Annotated in this window: 20 protein-coding genes and 1 tRNA gene; 15 read left to right on the top strand and 6 right to left on the bottom strand. The window is 71.8% G+C overall.

The features are described from left to right. Positions 1 to 43 precede the first annotated feature (43 nt). Genes murI through rdgB form a run of 3 tightly spaced genes read left to right on the top strand, consistent with a single transcriptional unit; the run spans position 44 to position 2,213 of the window. Positions 44 to 889 carry a glutamate racemase gene (gene murI, locus HQQ79_RS16610; protein ID WP_027464600.1) on the top strand — a complete coding sequence of 282 codons (846 nt, stop codon included), beginning with the start codon at positions 44 to 46 and terminating at the stop codon, positions 887 to 889. Further along, positions 886 to 1,623: a ribonuclease PH gene (gene rph, locus HQQ79_RS16605; protein ID WP_173035740.1), complete on the top strand. Its 738-nt coding sequence runs from the start codon at positions 886 to 888 to the stop codon at positions 1,621 to 1,623. The genes murI and rph overlap by 4 nt, the downstream gene beginning before the upstream one ends. Next, on the top strand, positions 1,620 to 2,213 hold the full coding sequence (gene rdgB / locus HQQ79_RS16600) for an RdgB/HAM1 family non-canonical purine NTP pyrophosphatase (protein WP_027464602.1): 594 nt from the start codon (positions 1,620 to 1,622) through the stop codon (positions 2,211 to 2,213). Before rph ends, rdgB begins: the two co-directional genes overlap by 4 nt. A gap of 124 nt (positions 2,214 to 2,337) precedes the next feature. On the opposite strand, the gene HQQ79_RS16595 is transcribed toward rdgB, so the two are convergent. From HQQ79_RS16595 to HQQ79_RS16585, 3 genes are all read right to left on the bottom strand, one after another. Next, the gene (locus tag HQQ79_RS16595) at positions 2,338 to 3,045 is read right to left on the bottom strand and encodes a DedA family protein (RefSeq protein WP_173035738.1); all 708 of its coding nucleotides are present in this window, start codon (positions 3,043 to 3,045) and stop codon (positions 2,338 to 2,340) included. A gap of 145 nt (positions 3,046 to 3,190) precedes the next feature. Next, positions 3,191 to 3,271 (bottom strand) — tRNA-Leu (locus tag HQQ79_RS16590). A gap of 182 nt (positions 3,272 to 3,453) precedes the next feature. After that, positions 3,454 to 4,761, bottom strand: coding sequence for an MFS transporter (locus tag HQQ79_RS16585; RefSeq protein WP_173035736.1), 1,308 nt, complete (start codon positions 4,759 to 4,761; stop codon positions 3,454 to 3,456). Between the two features lie 56 nt (positions 4,762 to 4,817). On the opposite strand from HQQ79_RS16585, the gene mnmA reads away from it, so the two are divergent. The 9 genes from mnmA (at position 4,818) to HQQ79_RS16540 (ending at position 18,041) form a co-directional block, all read left to right on the top strand. Continuing rightward, entirely contained in the window at positions 4,818 to 5,924 is a 1,107-nt protein-coding gene (mnmA, locus tag HQQ79_RS16580; protein WP_027464605.1) for a tRNA 2-thiouridine(34) synthase MnmA, read from the top strand. A gap of 66 nt (positions 5,925 to 5,990) precedes the next feature. Continuing rightward, entirely contained in the window at positions 5,991 to 8,321 is a 2,331-nt protein-coding gene (gene ligA / locus HQQ79_RS16575) for an NAD-dependent DNA ligase LigA (RefSeq protein WP_173035734.1), read from the top strand. 194 nt (positions 8,322 to 8,515) lie between these two features. Continuing rightward, positions 8,516 to 9,931 carry an alpha/beta hydrolase gene (locus HQQ79_RS16570; protein WP_173035732.1) on the top strand — a complete coding sequence of 472 codons (1,416 nt, stop codon included), beginning with the start codon at positions 8,516 to 8,518 and terminating at the stop codon, positions 9,929 to 9,931. Between the two features lie 239 nt (positions 9,932 to 10,170). Continuing rightward, complete coding sequence (locus HQQ79_RS16565; protein ID WP_173035730.1) at positions 10,171 to 12,507, top strand: transglycosylase domain-containing protein; 2,337 nt, start codon at positions 10,171 to 10,173, stop codon at positions 12,505 to 12,507. A gap of 140 nt (positions 12,508 to 12,647) precedes the next feature. Further along, entirely contained in the window at positions 12,648 to 12,947 is a 300-nt protein-coding gene (gene gatC, locus HQQ79_RS16560; protein WP_017887005.1) for an Asp-tRNA(Asn)/Glu-tRNA(Gln) amidotransferase subunit GatC, read from the top strand. 11 nt (positions 12,948 to 12,958) lie between these two features. Beyond that, positions 12,959 to 14,506, top strand: a complete 1,548-nt coding sequence (gene gatA / locus HQQ79_RS16555; RefSeq protein WP_027464607.1) for an Asp-tRNA(Asn)/Glu-tRNA(Gln) amidotransferase subunit GatA — start codon at positions 12,959 to 12,961, stop codon at positions 14,504 to 14,506. Then, positions 14,506 to 16,011 (top strand): Asp-tRNA(Asn)/Glu-tRNA(Gln) amidotransferase subunit GatB, encoded by a 1,506-nt coding sequence (gene gatB, locus HQQ79_RS16550; protein ID WP_173035728.1) that lies wholly within the window; start codon positions 14,506 to 14,508, stop codon positions 16,009 to 16,011. The genes gatA and gatB overlap by 1 nt, the downstream gene beginning before the upstream one ends. 111 nt (positions 16,012 to 16,122) lie before the next feature. Next, positions 16,123 to 17,322 carry a 3-oxoacyl-[acyl-carrier-protein] synthase III C-terminal domain-containing protein gene (locus HQQ79_RS16545; protein ID WP_173035726.1) on the top strand — a complete coding sequence of 400 codons (1,200 nt, stop codon included), beginning with the start codon at positions 16,123 to 16,125 and terminating at the stop codon, positions 17,320 to 17,322. After that, positions 17,319 to 18,041, top strand: a complete 723-nt coding sequence (locus HQQ79_RS16540; RefSeq protein WP_173035724.1) for a methyltransferase domain-containing protein — start codon at positions 17,319 to 17,321, stop codon at positions 18,039 to 18,041. The genes HQQ79_RS16545 and HQQ79_RS16540 overlap by 4 nt, the downstream gene beginning before the upstream one ends. 104 nt (positions 18,042 to 18,145) lie before the next feature. Here HQQ79_RS16540 and HQQ79_RS16535 read toward each other — a convergent pair whose 3' ends face one another. Next, a complete protein-coding gene (locus HQQ79_RS16535) occupies positions 18,146 to 19,195 on the bottom strand; it encodes a zinc-dependent alcohol dehydrogenase family protein (protein ID WP_111046337.1) in 1,050 nt (349 codons plus the stop codon). Positions 19,196 to 19,275: 80 nt separating this feature from the next. Here HQQ79_RS16535 and HQQ79_RS16530 point away from each other — a divergent pair, with 80 nt between their 5' ends. Together HQQ79_RS16530 and HQQ79_RS16525 are read left to right on the top strand one after the other, a co-directional pair. Then, the gene (locus HQQ79_RS16530) at positions 19,276 to 20,241 is read left to right on the top strand and encodes a DUF3097 domain-containing protein (RefSeq protein ID WP_173035723.1); all 966 of its coding nucleotides are present in this window, start codon (positions 19,276 to 19,278) and stop codon (positions 20,239 to 20,241) included. A gap of 70 nt (positions 20,242 to 20,311) precedes the next feature. Further along, positions 20,312 to 20,965 carry a hypothetical protein gene (locus HQQ79_RS16525; protein ID WP_017886998.1) on the top strand — a complete coding sequence of 218 codons (654 nt, stop codon included), beginning with the start codon at positions 20,312 to 20,314 and terminating at the stop codon, positions 20,963 to 20,965. Between the two features lie 153 nt (positions 20,966 to 21,118). Here the strand turns inward: HQQ79_RS16525 and HQQ79_RS16520 are convergent, their stop codons facing one another. Both HQQ79_RS16520 and HQQ79_RS16515 read right to left on the bottom strand, forming a co-directional pair. Further along, positions 21,119 to 22,132 carry a LacI family DNA-binding transcriptional regulator gene (locus HQQ79_RS16520; RefSeq protein WP_027464613.1) on the bottom strand — a complete coding sequence of 338 codons (1,014 nt, stop codon included), beginning with the start codon at positions 22,130 to 22,132 and terminating at the stop codon, positions 21,119 to 21,121. Continuing rightward, the gene (locus HQQ79_RS16515; RefSeq protein ID WP_027464614.1) at positions 22,129 to 22,551 is read right to left on the bottom strand and encodes a DUF3054 domain-containing protein; all 423 of its coding nucleotides are present in this window, start codon (positions 22,549 to 22,551) and stop codon (positions 22,129 to 22,131) included. Before HQQ79_RS16515 ends, HQQ79_RS16520 begins: the two co-directional genes overlap by 4 nt. Positions 22,552 to 22,666: 115 nt before the next feature. On the opposite strand from HQQ79_RS16515, the gene HQQ79_RS16510 reads away from it, so the two are divergent. Beyond that, positions 22,667 to 23,617, top strand: coding sequence for a hypothetical protein (locus HQQ79_RS16510; protein ID WP_173035721.1), 951 nt, complete (start codon positions 22,667 to 22,669; stop codon positions 23,615 to 23,617). Positions 23,618 to 23,636: the final 19 nt, after the last annotated feature.

Genomic DNA, 23,636 nt, shown 5'->3' with positions numbered 1-23,636 from the left:
GCACGGTGCGAGGGTCCGGGGCGGGCGTCGGTACGCTGGTGCCGTGACGGATGCACCGATCGGAGTCTTCGACAGCGGGGTCGGGGGCCTCACCGTGGCCCGCGCCATCATCGACCAGCTCCCGCGCGAGAGCATCCGGTACGTCGGCGACACCGTGCACTCGCCCTACGGCCCGAAGCCCATCGCCGACGTCCGCCGCTACGCGCTCGAGGTCATGGACGATCTGGTCGAGCAGGGCGTGAAGGCCCTGGTGATCGCGTGCAACACGGCCTCGTCCGCCGTGCTCCGCGACGCCCGCGAACGGTACGAGCAGGCGTACGGCATCCCCGTGGTCGAGGTCATCCAGCCCGCGGCCCGCGCCGCCGTCAAGCAGACCCGAACGGGCCGCATCGGGGTCATCGGCACCGTCGGCACCATCGCGTCGCGCGCCTACGAGGACGCCTTCGCGGTCGCCGCCGACGTCACGCTGACCACCGCCGCGTGCCCCCGGTTCGTCGAGTTCGTCGAGGCGGGTGACACCTCGTCGCCGTCGCTGCGCGAGATCGCGGCCGGGTACCTCGACCCGATCCGTGCCGCCGACGTCGACACCCTCGTGCTCGGCTGCACCCACTACCCGCTCATGTCCGCCGCGATCCAGTTCGTCATGGGTCCGGAGGTCACGCTCGTCTCCAGCGCCGAGGAGACCGCGAACGACGTCTACCGCCGGCTCGTGGAGCACGGGCTCGAGCGCACCGCGACCACCGCCCCGACCTACTCGTTCGAGGCGACGGGCGACGACAAGAACGGCTTCATCCGGCTCGCCCGGCGCTTCCTCGGTCCCGAGGTCTCGAGCGTCGGCCACCTCCAGACGGGGGCCATCACGCTGCCCCGCACCGAAAGGACCCCATGACCGACAACCTCCGCGTCGACGGCCGCACCGCCACCGACCACCGTCCCGTCACCATCGAGCGGGGGTGGAGCACGCAGGCCGAGGGCAGCGCGCTCATCTCCTTCGGCAACACCAGGGTGCTCTGCACCGCGTCGTTCACCAACGGCGTGCCCCGCTGGCTCGCCGGCAAGGGCACCGGGTGGGTCACCGCCGAGTACTCGATGCTGCCGCGGTCGACCAACGAGCGCATGCAGCGCGAGTCCATCAAGGGCAAGGTCGGCGGCCGCACGCACGAGATCTCCCGCCTCATCGGGCGTTCGCTCCGCGCCGTCGTCGACACGAAGGCCCTGGGCGAGAACACCCTCGTCATCGACTGCGACGTGCTGCAGGCCGACGGCGGCACGCGCACGGCGTCGATCACGGGCGCGTACGTGGCGATGGCCGACGCGATCGAGTGGGGCCGCGCCAAGGGCTTCATCGCGAAGAAGGCCACCCCGCTCACCGACAGCGTGCAGGCGATCTCGGTCGGCATCGTCAAGGGGGAGCCGATGCTCGACCTGGCCTACACCGAGGACTCCGCAGCGGACACCGACATGAACATCGTCACCACGGGCTCGGGCAAGTTCATCGAGGTGCAGGGCACCGCCGAGCACGCGCCGTTCGACCGAGACGAGCTGAACGTCCTGCTCGACCTCGGCCTGGCCGGCAACCAGTCGCTCGCGGCGATCCAGCGTTCGGTCCTGGGTCTGGCGTGACGTCCCGCGAGGTGGTGCTGGCCACCCACAACCAGGGCAAGGTCGTCGAACTGCGCGAGATCCTCGGGTCGGCGCTCGGCGAGGGTGTCGAACTCGTCGGGTACGACGGTCCCGAGCCGGTCGAGGACGGCGACAGCTACGCGGCGAACGCCCTGATCAAGGCGCGTGCCGCGGTCGCACACACGGGGCTGCCGGCGCTCGCCGACGACTCCGGGATCGCGGTCGACGCCCTCGGGGGCGCACCGGGCATCCACTCGGCCCGCTACGCCGGCACCCGCTCGGACGCCGACAACATCGCGCTGCTGCTCACGAACCTGCAGGGTGTCGTCGAGCGGACCGCCGCGTTCGTGTGCGCAGCGGCCTTCGTGACGCCCGACGGTCAGGAGCACGTCGTCGAGGCGGTCTGGAACGGCGAGGTGCTGACCGAGCCCGTCGGTGACGGCGGGCACGGCTACGACCCGGTGTTCCGGCCGGACGACGCCGACCGCTCGTCGGCGGAGCTCACCCGCGACGAGAAGAACGCCCTGTCGCACCGCAGCAAGGCGTTCCGGGGCATCGCGCCGATCGTGCGGGAGCACTTCGGCGTCTGAGCGCCCGCGCTCTTTCCGTTCCGCACGACCGAAGTCGCCCCGAACCACGTGATCTCGTGGTTCGGGGCGACTTCGGTTGTGCGCGGTGCGCGGTACGCCGGTGCGCGGTGCGCCAGCCCTGCGGCTAGAGCGTCGGGTCGACCGTCGGGGCCGTGGTGGCCTCGGCATCGTTCGTGTGCTTCGCCTTGCGGGCGTTGCGCAGGTACGTCAGCGCCATCGGCACGACGGTCACGACGACCGCGGCGAGCAGGATGATGTCGATGTACTCGCGGACGATGTGTGCCACGAAGGGGATGTGCCCGATGAAGTACCCGAGGAACGTCACGCCGACGCCCCAGACCACGGCGCCGATCGCGTTGTAGAGCGAGTACTTCTTGTAGTCCATCCGGCCGACGCCCGCGGCGATCGGGGCGAAGGTGCGGACGACCGGCACGAAGCGCGCCAGAATCACGGCGAGGGGGCCGAAGCGGTGGAAGAACGCGTTGGTGCGCTCGACGTTCGCCTTCGAGAAGAGCCCGCTGTCCTTGCGTTCGAAGATCGGTGGCCCGGCCTTCTTGCCGATGTAGTACCCGAGCTCACCGCCGAGGAACGCGGCGGCGCCGATCATCAGCGCCGCGACCCAGATCGGGATGCCGCCGATCTCGCCACCGCGGTCGAAGGCGAACAGGCCGGTGATGACCAGCAGGCTGTCGCCCGGGAAGATGAAGCCGATGAGCAGACCGGTCTCGGCGAACACGATCGCGCAGACCACGAGCACGGCGATGGCCCCGAAGTGGTCGAGGATGTACTGCGGATCGAGCCACGGGATCAGGGCGAGTGCGACGGAGTGCATGGTTCTTCCGGTCGTGGAGGCGGGAGTCACGGGGAGGACTCCCGCGGGATGAGGGTACCGCCCGGAAGTGACCGGGCCATCCCTCGCAGGGTTGACCTGCTCGAGGCGTGCGGATGACCGCAACGGTGCGCGTGGGGGGACTCGGTGCGGAAGGAGGGACTCGAACCCTCACGCCTGGGGCACAGGAACCTAAATCCTGCGTGTCTACCGATTCCACCACTCCCGCGAGCAGCGGCAGTCTACCGAGCGCGGCGTGCGGGGCGGACGTGCGCCGGGCCTCCAGGCCGTGGGACGCACCGTGCGCGGGACGTGACGTGGTGCGAGGAACCGGACGCGGTGCGGGGCTGGCCGAGTGCCACCGAGTACGGAACCTCGCACGGGACGACAGCGCGGCAGCACGTCAGCGCGTCAGCGCAGCGGGCGCGGCAGGTACCGGGGGACGTACCGGAGCAGGATGCCCGCGCCGACCAGGCCGAGCACCCCCATCACCCCGCTGGCGACCGCGATGGACGCGACGGCGGTCACGCCGGAGATGAGGAGCGGTGCCGCCGCCGACCCGAAGTCGCCGGTGAACCGCCAGGCCCCCAGGAACGGTGCCGGGGCGTCGCGCGGTGCGAGGTCCGCGCCGAGCGTCATGAGGATGCCGGAACCGACGCCGTTGGCCAGGGACATGCCCATCGCGATCGCGACGAACCAGCCGACCCGGGCGTCCAGGTGGCCGCTCCAGGCGAGCAGGAAGTAGCTGATGCTCAGGCCGAGCATGCAGGGCAGGGCGCTCCCGAGCCGTCCCCATCGGTCCATGATCTGCCCGCTCGTGTAGAACAGCGCGAAGTCGACGGCTCCGGCGATGCCGATCACGAGGGCCGCGGTCGAGTCGTCGAGGCCGACGCTCACCGCCCAGAGCGGCAGGATCACCTGTCGTCCGGCGCGCATCGCGCCGATCAGGCCGGCACCGCTGCCGAGTCGCAGCAGGACCGCCCCGTTCGCGCGGATGGTGCGGAAGAGACCCTGCGCCTCCTGCTGGACGAACTGCGCGCCGGTGTCGGCGGGCGGTTCGGTCGCGTGGTCGCTCGCGTCGGTCGCGTGGTCGGCCGAGTGCCGGAAGGCCCGTGGCGGCAACCGCAGGCCGCGTGTGCCCGTCGCCGGGTCGCGCAGCACCAGGAGCACGGTCGCCGCCGCCAGGCAGCAGACGACGTGAATCCAGAAGGCGCTGCTGGTGGTGCCGGTCAGGTGGATGACGCCGGCGGCGATGAAGGGGCCGACGAAGTAGCCGAAGCGGAAGACGCCGCCCAGGCTCGACAGCGCCCGGGCCCGGATCCGCAGGGGGATCGCGGTGGTCATGTAGGCGTGCCGGGCGAGCGCGAACACCGCGGTGGAGACGCCGACCAGGAACACCCCGAGCGCCAGGACCCAGGCGTTCGCGGCCGTCGTGGCGACGACGAGCCCGACCACCGAGACGAGCGCGGCGCCGATCATCGCGTTCCGCTCACCGATGCGGGCGACGACGATGCCGGACGGCACGTCGCCGATGAGCTCGCCGACCAGGATGAGCGAGGCGACGAAGCCCGCGAACGCCAGGCTGGCGCCGAGGGAGTCGGCGGCGATCGGGATGATCGGGATGATCGCGCCCTCGCCGATCGCGAAGAGCGCGGCGGGCAGGAACCCGGACAGCAGGACGGACCGGAAGTCGAATGAGTCGTTCCCCGTCGTGGCCATCGCCCGACCAACGGTACGCCAGCGGTACCGCTTCGTCGGCGGGTTACCCTGGACGCATGCGTGTTCTTGCGGCGATGAGCGGTGGTGTCGACTCGGCGGTGGCCGCAGCCCGGGCGGTCGACGCCGGCCACGACGTGGTGGGCGTGCACCTGGCCCTGAGCCGGATGCCCGGCACCCTGCGCACCGGCAGCCGCGGATGCTGCACCATCGAGGACTCGATGGACGCCCAGCGCGCCGCGTCGGCCCTCGGGATCCCGTACTACGTGTGGGACTTCTCGGCCCGGTTCAAGGAGGACGTCGTCGATGACTTCGTGGCCGAGTACCAGGCCGGCCGCACCCCGAACCCCTGCATGCGCTGCAACGAGCGGATCAAGTTCGCGGCGCTTCTCGAGAAGGCACTCGCCCTGGGGTTCGACGCCGTCGCGACCGGGCACTACGCCTCGATCGTCACCGGTCCGGACGGCTCCCGTGAACTGCACCGGTCGGCCGCGTGGGCGAAGGACCAGTCGTACGTGCTCGGCGTCCTGACCGCCGAGCAGCTGCAGCACGCGATGTTCCCGCTCGGCGCCACCCCGTCGAAGGACGAGGTCCGGGCCGAGGCCGCGGAGCGCGGGCTGACGGTCGCCCAGAAGCCGGACTCGTACGACATCTGCTTCATCCCGGACGGCGACACCCGCGGCTGGCTGGCGGACCGCGTCGGCACCGCCCCCGGCGACGTCGTCGAGCGCGACGGCACCGTCGTCGGCTCGCACGAGGGCGCCACCGGCTACACCGTCGGACAGCGCCGCGGCCTGGCCCTCGGCCGCCCGGCACCGGACGGCAAGCCCCGGTTCGTGCTCGAGATCCGCCCGAAGGACAACACCGTCGTCGTCGGGCCGAAGGAAGCCCTCGCCGTCACCTCGATGTCCGGCTCGCGGTTCACCTGGGCGGGCACGGCCCCGGCCGACCCGGCGACGCCGTTCGCCTGCGACGTGCAGATCCGCGCGCACGCCGACCCGGTGCCCGCGACCGCCCGGGTGCAGGACGACGTGCTCGTCATCGACGTCGACGAGCCGCTGCACGGGGTCGCTCCCGGGCAGACCGCCGTGGTCTACGTCGGCACGCGGGTGCTCGGCCAGTGCACGATCGACACCACGGTCAGCGCCGTCCCCGTCGACGCCTGACCCCGCCGCTCCCGGGGCGCACGCTCGCTGCACGCCGCGTCGGTGGTGCACGGTAGAACTAATGCCATGAGCGAGACCGACGCGACGTTCGAGACCATCGACCCCGACGGGCTCGACGCCGCCCAGGCCGCGCGCGAGGTCGACCGGTTGCGCGCCCGCGTCAACGAGCTGCGCCACGACTACTACGAGGGCAACGCCTCGCCCCTGTCGGACGCCGACTACGACGCCCTGGTGCACCGCCTCGACGCGATCGAACGGCGGTTCCCGGAACTCCTGACGCCCGACAGCCCGACGCAGACCGTGGGCGGGCAGGCGCAGACGACGCAGTTCGCGCCGGTCGAGCACGCCGAGCGCATGCTCTCGCTCGACAACGTCTTCAGCCCTGACGAGCTCACCGAGTGGGCCCTCAAGGTGCAGCGGGACGCCGGCGCCGAGCGGGTGCGGTTCCTGACCGAGCTGAAGATCGACGGCCTGGCCATCAACCTGCGGTACGAGCACGGTCGGCTCGTCTCGGCCGCCACCCGCGGTGACGGCGTGGTCGGCGAGGACGTCACCGGCAACGTCCGCACGATGGGCACGATCCCGGACCGCCTGTCGGGCACCGGCCACCCGCCCCTGGTCGAGGTCCGGGGCGAGATCTTCTTCCCGGTCGCCGAGTTCGACGAGCTCAACGCGAACCAGCGCGAGGCGGGGGAGCGCGTGTTCGCCAACCCGCGCAACGCCGCCGCCGGGTCCCTCCGCCAGAAGGAAGAGGGCAAGTCCGAGGCGAAGCGTGCCCTGATGGTCGACCGGCTGCGGCGTCTGCGGATGCTCGTGCACGGCATCGGCGCGTGGCCCGTCCGCGAACTCGAGCAGGGCACCGACGTCCGCAGTCAGTCCGAGGTGTACGAGCTGCTGCAGACCTGGGGGCTCCCGACCAGCAGCCACTACCGGGTGTTCGACACCATCGACGAGGTCAACGGCTTCGTGCGGACCACGGGGGAGCGCCGGTCGGCCGTCGAGCACCAGATCGACGGCGTCGTGGTGAAGGTCGACGACCTCGCCCTGCACGAGGAACTCGGGTCGACGTCACGGGCGCCGCGGTGGGCGATCGCCTACAAGTACCCGCCGGAAGAAGTGCACACCACGCTCACCGACATCGTGGTCAGCGTCGGCCGCACCGGCCGTGCGACCCCGTTCGCGGTGATGGCCCCGGCCGAGGTCGCCGGGTCCGTCGTCCGCCAGGCCACGCTGCACAACCAGCAGGTCGTCAAGGCGAAGGGCGTGCTGATCGGCGACACCGTCGTCCTGCGGAAGGCCGGCGACGTCATCCCCGAGGTGCTCGGCCCGGTGGTCGAGCTCCGTGACGGCTCCGAGCGCGAGTTCGTGATGCCGACGAACTGCCCCGAGTGCGGCACCGAGCTCGCCCCCGCGAAGGAAGGCGACATCGACCTGCGCTGCCCGAACGCGAAGAGCTGCCCGGCGCAGGTGCGCGGTCGGGTCGAGCACATCGCCTCGCGCGGGTCGCTCGACATCGAGGGGCTCGGCGAGGTCGCGGCCGCGGCGCTCACGCAGCCGCTCCGCCCGGAGACCCCGCCGCTCGTCACCGAGGCCGGACTGTTCGACCTGACGATGCAGGACATCGTCCCGATCGAGGTCATCGTCCGCGACGCCGAGACCGGCATGGAGAAGGTCGACGACGACGGCGCCCCGAAGCGCGTCACACCGTTCAGCCGGGCGCGCAAGAAGACCGACCCGCCGTTCGACCCCGAGGCGCGGGGCGCCGACTACACCGGTGAGCCGAGCCGCTACCCGTCGAAGAACGCGTTCGAGATGCTCGCGAACATCGACGCCGCGAAGACGAAGCCCCTGTGGCGGATCCTGGTCGGCCTGAGCATCCGCCACGTCGGACCGGTCGCCGCCCGAGCCCTGGCGAACCACTTCGGCTCCCTCGACGCGATCCGGTCGGCCTCGCGCGAGGACCTCGCGGCCGTCGACGGGGTGGGCGGCATCATCGCTGACGCCCTGCTCGCCTGGTTCGACGTCGACTGGCACCGCGAGATCATCGACCGCTGGACCGCGGCCGGCGTGCAGTTCACCACCCCGGGCCACCCCGGCCCGGGCAGCGCCGACGTCGAGGGCGGCGTGCTGAGCGGCGTCACCGTCGTCGCGACCGGGTCACTCGAGGGCTACACGCGCGAAGGTGCGCTGGAGGCGATCATCACCGCCGGCGGCAAGGCGGCGTCGAGCGTGAGCAAGAAGACCGACTTCGTGGCCGCCGGTCCGGGGGCCGGTTCGAAGCTCACGAAGGCCGAGCAGCTGGGCGTCCGGATCATCGACGCCGAGCAGTTCCACCTGCTCGTGACCGAGGGGCCGGCGGCGCTCGCCGAACCGGAAGCGCCGACGACCGAGGACTGAGGCCCGAGGACCGAGCCGGGATGCCCAGCACGCCCGGTCGCATCCGCTGAGCGCGGCGCGCCGTCGAACGCGCCCAGTTCGGGGGACAAGTTGCATCGCGCATGGATGATCGGCAGACATCTCCATAGACTCGACCGAGCATCACCCGTCGTCTGCAGGGGGACGTCGGGACGGCCTTCCCGGGGGAGACCCGAATGCTGCTCATCGCTGCGGCTCTGCTCACCGCCTCGGTGCACTCGCTCGGAGTGATCGAGGCCCCAGGCATGCCCCCGACGCACCAGGTCACGGTCACCAGCACCGCCGCGACCCGCATCGTCCCGGTCGTGGACCCCGCCGTCGCCACGCTCCCGGCGGCGCCGGCGGTACCAGCGGCGGCGTCGTCGTCGTCGACATCGACGTCGACGACGGGGGTGGGGGTCGACGACCTCGCCGCCGCGCACGGACGAGCCTTCGTCGACGACCTCGGTGCACTCGGCGCCGCCGACCTGCGAAGCGCGGCCACCGACCGTCGTGTCGTGGCGACGGTGCAGGACGACCCGCCGCCCGCGCAGACCGTCGCGCAGTGGTGGTCGCACCTGCCGGCCGACGAGCAGGACCGGCTCCGGGTGCACGCACCCGCCCTGGTGGGGAACCTCGAGGGCGTGCCGTACGCCGTCCGCGACCAGGCCAACCGCGCGACGCTGACCGCCGGCCTCGCCGACGCCGACCTCGGTGCAGCCCGGGCCGCGATGCTCGGGCAGGTCCGCGACTCCCTGGTGCAGGAGCCGGGCGACCCGCGGCGCTTCCTGGTGGCGCTCGACACCCGGGGTTCCGGGCGTGCGGCGATCAGCATCGGCGACCTCGACACCGCGGCCGACGTCACCGTCGTGGTGCCGGGCATGTTCTTCACGGTCACCGGGCAGATGACCGACTTCACCAACACCGCCAACGACCTGTCCCGGGAGCAGGCCACCCTGGCGCCGCTCGCCGCCACCGGCAACGGGTCGGGTGTCGCCGTCGTCGCGTGGATGGGGTACCGCACTCCGGACCTGTCGAACATCCTGTCGCTCGGGCTCGCACGGACCGGGGCGGAGCGGCTCGAACGGACCGTCGCAGGGCTGCGCGTGATCCGCGCGGGCGACCAACCGCGGGTGAACATCGTCGCGCACTCGTACGGGTCGACCACGGCGATGACGGCCCTGGCGTCGGGGCGCATGACCGCCGACACCCTGACCGTGCTCGGGTCGCCGGGCAGCGACGTCCGGACGGCGGACGACCTCGCCGTCGCCACCGGGCAGGTCTTCGTCGGCGGTGCGCACAGCGACCCCATCGCGGGCTCCGGGTACTTCGGTACCGACCCGGGTGGGGCGTCGTTCGGCTCGACCGTGCTCGACCTGGCCGGGGGCGCCGACGCGCTGTCGGCCGGTGACGTGTTCCGGCGTCCCGTGGGGCACAACGACTACCTCAAACCGGGCACGGCATCGCTGCACGACGTCGCCCTGATCGGCATCGGACGCGGCGACCTGGTGCGCGAGCAGGTCCGACGCGGGAAGTCGGGTGGCGACGGCATCGTCGGCGCCTCGCCGGACATGTACCTCGTGCGCCCGCAGGATCTGCAGCCCCGTGACTGACCGGCCGTGCCCGACCGCCGACCGGGTGGACCCGCCGGTCGTGGCGACGCGGTGGGCGTGACCCGATCGTGACCGGCCGCCGACGTGCCGGAGCCGACGCGGGCCTCCCGGCCGGATCGGTGCGCCCGCGCGGATCGCGACCCGTCCTCGGAACGGGCTGGGTGGCAACCTGAACGCGACCGCAGCCTGCACTCGTTCCGGGGCAGAACCAGTACAGCCCTGCTGCCTACGGTGCCGTCATGCGTGTGGTGCGATGGCCTGGTGCTCTCCTGATGTTCGTGGTGATGTCCGTGCTCGCCGGCATGCTCGTCGCCGTCGCGGTGACCCCGGCGGTCGCCGTCGCGGGAGAGGGGACCTCCGGGGCGGTCTCGTTCTTCGAGGACCTGCCGACCTACCTCGACGTGCAGACCCCGCAGCAGGTGTCGTCCATGTACGCGGAGCAGGGCGGGAAGCAGGTCAAGATCGCCTCGTTCTACGCCGAGAACCGCACGAACGTCACGGCCGACCAGATGGCGGACACGCTCAAGCAGGCGGCGATCGACACCGAGGACCCGCGCTACTACGACGAGGGCGGCATCGACGTGCTCGGCACGCTCCGCGGCGTCGCCGCGACCGTCGTCGGCGGCGATGTGCAGGGCGGCTCGAGCATCACGCAGCAGTACGTCAAGAACGTCCTGGTGCAGCAGTGCGAGGAGCTCACCGGCGCGGACCAGGCCGCCACCGAGAAGAAGGTCGAAGCCTGCTACGAGGATGCGGCCGGCGTCACGCCGCAGCGCAAACTGCAGGAGATGCGGTACGCCATCGCGGTGAACAAGAAGTACTCGAAGGACGAGATCCTGACCGGGTACCTCAACATCGTCGGGCTCGGCGGGCGGGTCTACGGCGCCGAGGCCGGGGCCGAGTACTACTTCGGCGTGCACGCGAAGGACCTGTCGCTCGTGCAGTCGGCCACGCTCGTCGCGATCCTCAACAACCCGTCGAACCTGCGCATCGACGTGCCGAGCGACAAGGACAACGGCAAGGCCAACGGGTACGAGCTGACGAAGGAGCGCCGCGACTACGTGCTCCGCCGGATGCAGGCGCACGGGTCGATCACGAAGGCACAGATGACGAAGGCGATCGCGACGCCGGTCACGCCGAAGATCACCGAGACCGCCAACGGGTGCTCGACCGCCGCGACGAACCACGACGCCGGCTACTTCTGCGACTACGTCCGCGACCAGGTGCTGCAGGACCCCGCGTTCGGCAAGACCGCGGCGGCACGCATCGCCACGCTGGACACCAAGGGCCTGCAGATCCACACCTCGCTCGACCTCGACCTGCAGGGTCAGGCACAGTCCGCCCTGTCCACCTACGTGCCGGCCACGATGGCCGGCGTCGACGTCGGCGGCTCGAACATCACCGTGGAGCCCGGCACCGGCCGGATCATGTCGATGGTCCAGAACACCACCTACACGCAGGGGGACCACGCCGGGGCCGGTGCCACGGCGGTGAACTACAGCGCCGACTCCGGGTACGGCAACTCGGGCGGGTTCCAGACCGGCTCGACCTACAAGGTGTTCACACTGGCCGAGTGGCTCGCCAGCGGGCACACCCTGTCCGACTCGGTCACCACCTCGGAGCACCAGTTCGAGAACGCCGAGTTCACCAACACCTGCCAGAACGTCGCGGGCGGCACCTGGAACGTCGCCAACGCCGAGAGCGTGCCGACGTCGATGTCGGTCGAGGCGGCGACGGTCGAGTCGATCAACACCGCGTACGCCCAGATGGGCAAGCAGCTCGACCTGTGCAAGATCGCCCAGCTCGCGCAGTCGATGGGCATCCACCGCGCCGACGGCGGTGACCTGACGCAGACGCCGTCCTCGATCCTCGGCGTGAACGAGCTGTCGCCGATCGACCTGGCCGAGGCGTACGCGGGCTTCGCCAACGGCGGCATCGTGTGCACGCCCACCGCGATCGACTCGGTGACCGAGGCAGACGGCACGAAGATCACCCCGACGCCGTCGTCCTGCACGCAGGGCGTCTCGGCGGACGTCGCGGGCACGGTCGACTACGCGCTGCAGGGCGTGCTGTCCGGGTCGGGGACGGCCGCGAGTGCGAACCCCGGGGACAGCGTGGCGAAGTTCGCGAAGACCGGCACCACCGACGGTGACGTGCAGAACTGGCTGGTCGCGTCGTCGACGAAGTACACGAACGCCACCTGGGTCGGCAACGTGCAGGGGAACGTGAGCCTGGCGAACTGGCCGTTCCTGCAGGGCACCACCGGGTACAGCGCGAAGTTCGGGGTCGGGAAGTCGATGATGGCGTACCTGGACCAGACCGTCGGCGGGGGAGCGCTGCCCGCGCCGAGCCAGGCGATGATCGGGCAGGCGAGCAAGTCGTCTTCGTCGTCTTCGTCGTCGGGGTCCTCGTCCGGGCAGGGGACGGCGCAGGACGACCAGACGACGCCGACGGCTGCGCCCGCTGCTCCGGCTGCACCCGCTGCTCCGGCTGCACCCGCTGCACCGGCTGCGCCGGCGCCCGCCGCGACGGTGGCCCCGGCGGCGCCGGCTGCGAGGGACCAGAACGGGAAGTGACACTCTGACACCCTGCAAGGCCCGGTGCCGGTCCGGCGGACCGGCACCGGGCCTTGCAGGGCGTTGTCCACAGCCGCGCCTGCGCGCCCGACGCAGCCAATAGACTGTGGGGCATTCCACGAACCGATCGACGGAGCACCATGCCTGACATCACGAGCGAGCAGGTCGCGCACCTGGCGAACCTCGCACGTATCGCACTCACGCCCGACGAGATCGAGAAGCTGACCGGGGAGCTGTCGCACATCGTCGAGAGCGTCGCCAAGGTCGCCGAGGTCGCGACCGACGACGTCCCGGCGACGAGCCACCCCGTGCCGCTCGGCAACGTCACCCGACCCGACGTGGTCGGCACGACGCTGACGCAGGAGCAGGCGCTCTCCGGGGCGCCCGACTCCGACGGCGAACGGTTCCGCGTGACCGCCATCCTCGGCGAAGAACAGTAGGGCGAAGAACAGTGACTGACGACATCACGAAGCTGAGCGCCGCGGCGCTCGCCGACGCCCTCGTGGCGCGCGACGTCTCGAGCGTCGAGGCCACCCAGGCCCACCTCGACCGGATCGCCGCCGTCGACGGCGACGTGCACGCGTTCCTGCACGTCAACCAGAACGCCCTGGCAGTGGCGAAGTCGATCGACTCCCGCCGTGCCGCCGGCGACGACCTCGGGCCCCTCGCCGGTGTGCCGATCGCCGTCAAGGACGTCCTGTGCACGCAGGACATGCCCACGACCGCCGGGTCCAGGATCCTCGAGGGCTGGGTGCCGCCGTACGACGCCACCCCCGTCGCGAAGCTCCGCGCCGCCGGCCTCGTGCCGCTCGGCAAGACCAACATGGACGAGTTCGCGATGGGCTCGACCACCGAGTTCTCGGCGTACGGTCCGACCCGCAACCCGTGGGACCTCGACCGGATCCCCGGCGGGTCCGGCGGTGGCTCGGCCGCCGCGGTCGCCGCGCACGAAGCACCCTTCGCCCTCGGTTCGGACACGGGTGGCTCGATCCGCCAGCCCGGTGCCGTGACGGGCACGGTCGGCGTGAAGCCGACCTACGGCGGGGTGAGCCGCTACGGCGCCATCGCGCTGGCGTCCAGCCTCGACCAGATCGGCCCGGTGTCCCGCACCGTCCTCGACGCCGCGCTCCTGCACGACGTCATCGGTGGGCACGACCCGAAGGACTCCACGTCCATCCCGGACGCGTGGCCCTCGATGGCCGCCGCCGCACGCGAAGGGCTGCAGGCGGACACGCTCCGCGGCCTGCGCGTCGGCGTGGTGAAGGAACTCGCCGGGGGCGACGGGTTCCAGGCCGGTGTCACCCAGCGCTTCCAGGAGACGGTCGCGCTGCTCGAGTCGGCCGGTGCGGTCGTCGTCGAGATCGACGCCCCGTCGTTCGCGTACGCGATCAGTGCGTACTACCTGATCCTCCCGGCCGAGGCGTCGTCGAACCTCGCCAAGTTCGACTCGGTGCGCTTCGGCCTCCGGGTCACGCCCGAGAACGGCGCCACCGTCGAGGACGTCATGGCCGCCACGCGTGAAGCCGGCTTCGGACCCGAGGTCAAGCGGCGCATCATCCTCGGCACCTACGCCCTGAGCGCCGGCTACTACGACGCCTACTACGGCTCGGCGCAGAAGGTCCGCACGCTCGTGCAGCGGGACTTCCAGGCCGCCTTCGAGCAGGTCGACCTGCTCGTCAGCCCGTCGGCGCCGACGACAGCGTTCCCGATCGGTGAGCGCATCGACGACCCGCTGGCGATGTACCTCAACGACCTCACCACGATCCCGGCGAACCTCGCCGGTGTCCCCGGGATGAGCATCCCGAACGGCCTCGCGCCCGAGGACGGCCTGCCCGTCGGCGTGCAGCTGATGGCGCCCCAGCGTGAGGACGCCCGGCTGTACCGCTACGGTGCCGCCCTCGAGCGTCTGCTCGAACAGCAGTGGGGCGCGCCGCTCATCGCGTCCGTCCCGGACCTCGACCAGAGTCAGCAGTCGGCTGCGCAGGAAGGTGTGATCTGATGGCGCAGAAGGACGCGCTGATGGACTTCGACGAGGCGCTCGAGCGCTACGAGCCGGTGCTCGGCTTCGAGGTCCACGTCGAACTCGCGACGAAGACCAAGATGTTCTCGGACGCCCCGAACTTCTTCGGCGGCGAGCCCAACACGAACGTCACCCCGGTCGACCTCGGGCTGCCCGGGTCGCTGCCGGTCGTGAACGCACAGGCCGTGCGGTACTCGATCCAGCTCGGGCTCGCGCTCGGCTGCTCGATCGCCGAGTCCTCGCGGTTCGCCCGGAAGAACTACTTCTACCCGGACAACCCGAAGAACTACCAGGTCTCGCAGTACGACGAGCCCATCGCCTACGAGGGCGAGGTCGAGGTCGAGCTCGCCGACGGCACGATCTACAACATCCCGATCGAGCGCGCCCACATGGAAGAGGACGCCGGCAAGCTGACGCACGTCGGTGGTGCCACCGGCCGCATCCAGGGCGCCGAGTACTCGCTCGTCGACTACAACCGCGCCGGCGTGCCCCTGGTCGAGATCGTCACGAAGCCGATCTTCGGCGCCGAGCACCGTGCCCCCGAGCTCGGAGCCGCCTACGTGCAGGTCATCCGCGACCTCGTCCGGGCGCTCGGTGTCTCCGAGGCACGCATGGAGCGCGGCAACCTGCGGTGCGACGCGAACATCTCGCTGCGCCCCCGCGGGCAGGAGAAGCTCGGCACCCGCACCGAGACCAAGAACGTCAACTCGTTCCGCGCCGTCGAGCGTGCGATCCGCTACGAGATCCAGCGTCAGGCCGCGATCCTCGCCGCCGGTGGCACGATCACGCAGGAGACCCGCCACTGGCACGAGGACACCGGCCGCACGTCGGCCGGTCGCCCCAAGTCGGACGCCGACGACTACCGGTACTTCCCGGAGCCCGACCTGCTGCCCGTCGTGCCGGACCCGGCCGTCATCGCGGAGCTCCGTGCCTCGCTGCCCGAGGCCCCCGTCGCACGCCGCCGTCGCCTGAAGGGTGACTGGGGCTTCGCCGACCTGGAGTTCCAGGACGTCGTCAACGGCGGCCTGCTCGACGAGGTCGAGGGCACCGTCGCCGCCGGCGCCGCACCCCAGGCCGCCCGCAAGTGGTGGACCGGTGAGATCAGCCGCGTCGCCAACGCGCAGGACGCAGCCCCCGGTGACCTGGTGTCGCCGAAGCACGTCGCCGAGGTCATCGCGCTCGTCGAGTCCGGCGACCTGACCGACCGTCTGGCACGCCAGGTGCTCGAGGGCGTCATCGCGGGCAAGGGCTCTCCGGCGCAGGTCGTCGAGGCCCGCGGGCTCAAGGTCGTCTCGGATGACTCCGCCCTGACGGCCGCGGTCGACGAAGCACTCGCGGCGCAGCCCGACGTGCTGGCGAAGATCCAGGACGGCAAGGTCCAGGCAGCCGGCGCGATCATCGGTGCGGTCATGAAGGCCATGAAGGGCCAGGCCGACGCCGCCCGCGTGCGGGAACTCGTGCTGGAGCGCGCACAGCAGTCGTAGGCAGTCCCACCTCGCAAGGGCACGGCACCGGTCGGTGCCGTGCCCTTGTGTGCGTCCCGGTCGCCGTGGGCATCCTGGGGACACGTCAGCGATCGGGTGACAGGATGAGTCGTGTCCGCAACGATCCGCGCCATCGGAACCGCCGTCCCCGAGACGACCCTCGACCAGCCCCGGGTGCGTGACCTGTTCTCCGCCCAACCCGACCTCGGGCGGCTCGGCCAACGGCTCGTCCCCGCCGCGTTCGACGGGTCGGCGGTCGACCAGCGGCACACCGTCCTCCAGGAACTCGACTCCGCACGTGCCGGTGGTGCGTTCCGTGACGACGACGGCACCCTGCGCTCGCCGTCCACCGGGTCACGCAACGACCGGTACCGCGAACTCGCCCCGCCGCTGTTCGTCGCCGCCGCTCGCGACGCCGTCGAACGCGCCGGCATCGCGCCGGAGGCCGTCACACACCTGGTGACCGTGTCCTGCACCGGGTTCACGCAGCCCGGGCCCGACATCGACGTCGTCGAGCAGCTCGGGCTCCCCGGTGGCGTCTTCCGGCACCACATCGGTTTCATGGGGTGCTGTGCCGCGTTCCCCGCGCTGCGGATCGCCGCGGCGTTCGTCGACCAGGACCCGGACGCCGTCGTGCTCGTGGTCTGCGGCGAACTCTGCACCCTGCACGTCCGCGCCTCGAACGACCCCGACCAGATCGTCGCGAACAGCGTCTTCGGCGACGGTGCGGCCGCCGCGGTGGTCGCCCGCGACGGAGCCGGTCTGCGCTTCGACGACTTCACGACGGCCGTGGTGCCCGAGGGAGCGTCCGAGATGGCGTGGAACATCGGGGACGAGGGCTTCGAGATGGTCCTGTCCACCGCCGTGCCGAAGCTCGTCGGCCTGCACGTCCCGAGCGCCGTGCAACCGCTGCTCGACGGCGCGCCCGCCTCGGACGTGCCGGTGTGGGCGGTCCACCCGGGCGGCCGAGCCATCCTCGACCGCACCCAGGAGTCGCTCGGCCTGCCGGACAGTGCGATGGAGTCGAGTCGGCGGGTGCTGCGCGAACACGGCAACATGTCGAGCGCCACCGTGCTCTTCGTCCTCCGCGACGCGGTCGACGCCGGCCTCGAGGACGGCAGCGCCGTCGTCGCGCTCGCCTTCGGCCCCGGACTCACAGTGGAGAGTGCGCGGCTCACCGCGGTGCGGACCGAGGCGTCGCCCGCGGCGGAACCCGAGGCGTCGCCCGCGGCAGAACCCGCGGTGTTGCCCGCGGCGGAACCCGCCGTCGCAGCCGACCGCGTGCCCGTCGCGACCACGGGCGCGGCGTGAGCCGTCAGGGCGGCGGCACCAGGGGCCTCCCGGCCGTCGACCTGCGCACCCGCGCGCTCGACCTGACCGAACTGATGGACGACCCGGACTGCGACCCGCGTGCGCTCGCGCGCACCTTCGGGCGCTTCGCCGTCGTGAACGCGCTCGTGAGTGGCTGGCGCGCGGCCTGGCGCTCGCACGTCGTGCCGGCCCTGCCCGCCAGCGGCCGTGGCCGGGTGCTCGACCTGGGGTGCGGCGGCGGCGACCTGGCCCGCTCGCTGGTGCGCTGGGCGGCGAGCGACGGCTTCGACCTCGAGGTCGTCGGGGTCGACCCGGACGAACGCGCCATCGCCGCGGCACGGCGGTCGTCCCCGACCGGTGTGACGTTCCGGCAGCAGTCGAGCGGTGACCTGGTCGCGGCTGGTGAGCGGTTCGACGTCGTCGTGTCGAACCACGTGCTGCACCACCTGGGTGACGAGGAGCGGCGGGGGTTCCTGGCCGACTCCGAACTGCTCGCGAGCGGGCGCAGCCTGCACTCCGACATCCGGCGGTCGCCGGCGGCCTACCGTGCCTACGCGCTGGCGTCACCGCTCGTGGCGGCGGGGACGTTCATCCGCGTCGATGGTCTGCGGTCGATCCGCCGGAGCTTCACCGTGCCCGAACTCCGCGACGTGCTGCCCGGCGGGTGGCGGGCCGAGGCGGCTGCACCGCACCGGGTGCTGGCGATCCGCGATGCGTGAGCGGGCGGCGGCTGCCCGACGCGACCAGATGACGGACGGGAGGCCCGTGGCGACGCCGCCACGGGCCTCCCGTCCGTCTGACGGTGCGTCCACGACGCGCGCCGCTACGGGCGCAGCAGCACCTTGATGGCCCGGCGCTCGTCCATCGCGCGGTAGGCCTCGGCGGCCTCGTCGAGCGGCAGCTCCAGGTCGAAGACGCGACCGGGGTCGATCGCGCCGGACAGCACGTCGGGCAGCAGCTCGGGGATGTACTTCCGGGCCGGGGCCATGCCGCCCGCGATGGCGATGTTCGTGTCGAACAGGTAGCGCGTGCCGATCGTCGGCACCCCGTGCGGGACCCCGACGAAGCCGACGTTGCCACCGGGGCGCACCGAGTGCAGCGCCTGGTCCATGCTCTCCTCGGTGCCGACGGCCTCGACGGCGCAGTCGGCCAGGTCGCCGCCCAGGAGCTCCCGGACGGCGTCGACGCCCTCGGCACCACGGGCGGCCACGATGTCGGTCGCGCCGAACTCGCGGGCGAGCGCCTGGCGGTCCGCGTGCCGGCTCATCGCGATGATGCGGTCCGCACCGAGCCGCTTCGAGGCGAGCACGGCGGACAGACCGACCGCGCCGTCGCCGACCACGACGACGGTCTTGCCGGGGCCGACCGCTGCCGACACGGCGGCGTGGTGCCCCGTCGAGAAGACGTCGGACAGGGTGAGCAGCGACGGCACCAGGGCCGGGTCGACCGGGCCGGGCACGACGACGAGCGTGGCGTCGGCGTCCGGGATCCGCACGTACTCGGCCTGTGCGCCACCGACGGGGTCGCCGTAGGCGTCCGTGCTGCCGAAGCCGGACAGGTGGTCGCAGCCGGTGGTCATGCCGTTGCGGCAGGCCTGGCAGGTGCCGTCGTTCATGGTGAAGGGGGAGATGACGAAGTCGCCCTCGTGCAGGCCGGTGACGTCGTCACCGACGGCGACGACCTCGCCGACGAGCTCGTGGCCGATCGGCCGCGGCTGCTTCGTCTCGGTGACGCCGCGGTAGGGCCAGAGGTCCGATCCGCAGACACAGGCCGCGAGGACCTTGACGACGACGTCCTTGCCGGACAGGAGCCCGGGTCGGTCGCGCTCCTCGACGCGGATGTCGTTCGGGGCGTGGATGATCGCTGCGCGCACGGGCGGGCCTTCCGTCGAGATGATGGGGAACCGGCGCGGTCGACGTCGTCCGGGCCGTCGTCGACAGTACCCTCGTGCGGGTGGACGACGACCGGTACGGCGGCGATGTGCTCTCGGGGGACTGGCGCTCGCGCGGAGTGAAGAAGGTGCGGCAGGTGCCGCTCGAACGGGACATGGTGCTCGAGGACCCCGACTCCGGGTGGGCCGGTGCCGTGGTGGGGCTCGAGGCCGGCAACATCGCGCTCGAGGACTGGAAGGGCCGCACGCGCTCCTTCCCCTTCACCGGGCAGTTCCTGCTCGAGGGTGAACTGGTGACGCTGGGGCGGCCGTCGGCGCCGGTCGGGCGGTCGGCCGGGGCTGGTGCTGCTGGTTCCGCTGGCCGCGCGGGTGCTGCTGGTTCCGTCGGTGCCGTGCACGCGGACTGGAGGCCCGGGGGTGCGCCCGCCGTGCGGCAGGCGTCCGACGGTGGTCGGCTCCGCACCGCGTCCGGATCGTTCGCCGTGGAGTCGCAGCGTGCTCGGGTGGCGCTCCCCAGCCGCATCATGGTCGAGGGCAAGCACGACGCGGAACTCGTCGAGAAGGTCTGGGGCGCCGACCTGCGCGTCGAGGGCGTCGTGGTCGAGGAACTCTCCGGCGTCGACAACCTGGCCGCCGTGCTCGACGAGTTCCAGCCGACGCGGGAGCGCCGGGTCGGGGTTCTGGTCGACCACCTGGTGCCCGGGTCGAAGGAGTCCCGCTTCGCAGACGCCGTGATGCATGGCAAGTGGGGAGCGCACGTGCTCGTCGTCGGGCACCCGTTCGTCGACGTCTGGCAGTCGGTCAAGCCGGCGCGGGTCGGGCTGCGGGCGTGGCCGACGATCCCGCGCTCGATCGAGTGGAAGGCGGGCATCTGCCAGGCGCTCGGCTGGCCGCACGCCGAGCAGGCCGACATCGCTCGGGCCTGGCAGCGGATCCTCGGGCAGGTGCGCACCTTCGCCGACCTCGAGCCGGAGCTGCTCGGCCGTGTCGAGGAGCTGATCGACTTCGTGACGGAACCACAGGCCTGAGAACCGGTGGATTGCCCGACCGGCGCGGTGTGCCGGGGGTGATCCGCGCCTCCAGGCCTACTGTTGAGGGATGGACGGCATCGACGGTCGCGTGCGGGGCGCGGTCGACCTGTGGCTGCGCTGGCTGCCGCGCTGGCAGATCGGTACCGCCCGCCCACGCACACGCATCTGCCGGAAGTGCACCGGGTCCCCGATCGCCGCGGCCGCGGGGTTCGGACCCGACGTACCGCACGCCGTCCAGCACGCGCTGATCGGGCGGATCTCGACGATCGTCGAGGACGCCGTCGACGACTACACGGCGAAGAACCTGCCGCTGCTGCAGCGTGAACTCGAGCGGGCGGCGGCCCGGAAGCGGCACGCGGGGTACCAGCCGGCCGAGGGGTTGTCGCCGGAGTTCCAGGGTCTCGACGTGGACCCCGAGCCGTCGCCGGGGTCGCCGTTCCTGTTCACGCTCGGCGAGCTGGCCGGCACCGGTGCGGGGGAGCAGACGCCGCGCGAGCCGTTGTCCGACGAGGCCAAGGCCGCGCTCCGGCACGAGATCGCGCTGTCCGACGAGTGTGCGCGGTCGACCGGTACCGCGGTGTGCCTGGCGCTCATCGACCACCGGCCGCGGATCGCCGAAGCCGTCGAACGGCTCGTGGAGCCGCAGATCGAGGCGCTGGTGTCGGACATGTTCCGCGGGTTCGACGGGCCGGAGGACGGCCCGCGCAGCGGGTTGTTCTAGGCGCGGGCGTGGTGCGCGGTGCTGCGGCTGCGGGTGCGGGTGCGTTCGGTGCGAGGTTCCGTACTCGGTGCGAGCGTTGTCCGGCCGCACCGAGTACGGAACCTCGCACCGTTCGCGTGGCGCCTCGCACGGTGCGAGGTCGGCGGGTCGGCGTCAGCGGGGGAGCAGGGTGCGGCCGGGGATCACGGTGCCGCGCAGTGAGCGGTGCTCGACCGGGCGTGTGGGGTCGTCGATGCGGCCGATGACGAGGTCGATGGCCTCGCGGCCGATGCGCTCGATCGGCTGTTCGAGTGTCGTGAAGCCGATCCAGTCGCTCGCCAGCGGGTAGACGCCGTCGAACCCGGTGACGGAGAGGTCACGCGGGACCTCGACGCCCCGGCGGGCGAGCGCCTCGCACACGTCGAGCATGAGCCGGTCGGTCGGGCACATCACCGCGGTCACGCCCGACTCCTGCACGGCGTCCACCAGGTCGGCGGCGAGGTCGTCGGGTGGCCGCACGAAGCTCGCGTCGATGTCGATCACCCGGACGCCACGTGCTCGGAGCCGCTCGAGCATCGCCGAGGATCGCGCGTGCTGCGTGATCGCGTTGTCGAGCGGGACGGTGAACACCACGGCCGTGGTGTGGCCGGCATCGGCGACGGCATCCGCGATGGAAGCCCCACCGTCGACCTCGTCGCAGTAGACGCTCGAGAGCGCCGGGTGCAGCTCGGGTCGACCCGCGACGACGGTGGCGATGCGGGGCGCGAACTCGGCGATGTCGGCGGACGGCATCAGGCCGCTGCACACGACGAGGCCGTCAACGCGCATCGACACGAGCGCGGCGAGGGCGGACTTCTCGTCCTCGACCCGACCGACGCCCGTCGTGGTGACGACGCGGTAGCCGAGCTCCGATGCGCGGCGCTCCATCACGGCGTGCAGTGCGGTGTAGACCATGGACGAGGCGTCGCGGACGAGCATCCCGATCGTGTTCGTGCGCCCGCTGACCAGTCCGCGAGCCATCGCGTTCGCGACGTACCCGAGCTCGGCTGCCGCTCGTTCGACGCGTTCGCGGGTCTCGTCCGAGAACCGGCCGGTCCCGGAGAGCACGCGGCTCACCGCCGACTTCGAGACCCCCGCACGTGCGGCGACGTCGAGGATCGTCGGCTGGGAACCGCGGCTGCCGTTCACGCGTCGGACGCTGCGGCGTCCTGCCGCGACCGCGACGCGGTGAACCGGAGCACGCCGCGGGCGATCGCGCGCCAGCCGAGCAGGAACACCCCGAGCACGATCGTCGCGACGATGACGAACGAGATCGGCAGCGGGTTGCCGTCGACGTCGCCCTGCCCGGTGGCGACGCGGATGGCCAGACCGACGAAGACCGTGAGGATCCAGACCACGATGCCGGTCGGCCAGAAGCGCAGCGGTCGAGCCCAGGCCCCGCTCGTCACGTACCCGATCGCCCAACCGGCCAGGAACGGGTACGCGGTGGTCCAGAGCGCCAGCGCCGTGTTGGCCTCACCGTGCGACGAGCGCCCGATGAGTGCGAAGACGACGATGAGGACGACGTCGATGACGGCTGCGAGCCAACCCCAGGTGCGTGCGTTCACCCGCTCATTCTCGCAGCTGATGATTCATCCGCCTGCGACTGTGGACGGATGCGGCTGTCCACAGCCTGATCCGGCTGCACTCGCACCGTGCGAGGTGTCCGCCAGCATCCGATGCATGGCTGCTCATCCCCGTTTCCCCGCCGTCCCCGACTGCACGGTCCTCGTCGCGCACGAGTCACGGCCGGACGAGGCCGCGGCGATCCGGGTCCGGGCCCGCGCTGGGGAACTGGTCCGCATCGCGCACGGCCGGTACGCGGACGCCGAGCGGTGGAAGGGCCTCCGCCCCGAGCAGCGGCACCACGTGCTCGTGCGATCACTCGTCGACCGGATCAGACCCCGCTTCGTCGTGTCGCACCTGTCGGCGGCAGCGGTCATCGGTGTGCCGCACGTGGGCCGGTGGCCGGAACGAGTCCACCTGACCAGACCCGGGCGTGATGCGAGGACGACCAACGCCACGTTCGTCGTGCACGCCGACTTCGACCCGTCGATGGCGGGCACGTGGCGGTTCCGCACGGACGACCTGACCCTGACGGGGTTCGACCGCACGGCCGTGGACCTCGCCATGACCTTGCCGATGACGGAAGCGGTGGTGGCCCTCGACCGGCTCCTCGCCCTCGGCGCGGACCGCGACGCCGTCCTGGACGGGGTCGCCCGGCGGGGACGGAAGGGCCGGCGCCGTGCCCTGCGGTCCGTCGGTTTCGCGGACGCAGCCGCCGACTCGGTCGGGGAGTCGCTGGTCCGGGTCCGCCTGGACGAGTACGGCGCTCCCACCCCGGTGCTGCAACGACGCTTCACCACCCGGGGCGGGCCGGACATCGTCGTGGACTTCTGGCTACCGGACCAGGGCGTGGTGATCGAGTTCGACGGTGAGGTGAAGTACCGCGATGCAGCGGTGCGCGGAGGGCGGTCGGCGGAGGACGTCGTCATCGCGGAGAAGTACCGCGAGGACCGCTTGCGCTCCTTCCCCGAGGTGCGCGGTGTGATCCGGTACGGCTGGAAGGACGTGTGGGACGAGTCCGCGTTCCGCGCGAAGCTCCGGAACGCGCGGGTACCGATGTCGCGGTGACCTCGCACGGTGCGAGGGG

The sequence above is a fragment of the Curtobacterium sp. VKM Ac-2852 genome (assembly GCF_013205045.1).
GTDB lineage: Bacteria > Actinomycetota > Actinomycetes > Actinomycetales > Microbacteriaceae > Curtobacterium > Curtobacterium flaccumfaciens.
Note: the sequence above shows the minus strand (reverse complement) of the source record. Positions and strands in the feature narration are given on the sequence as shown.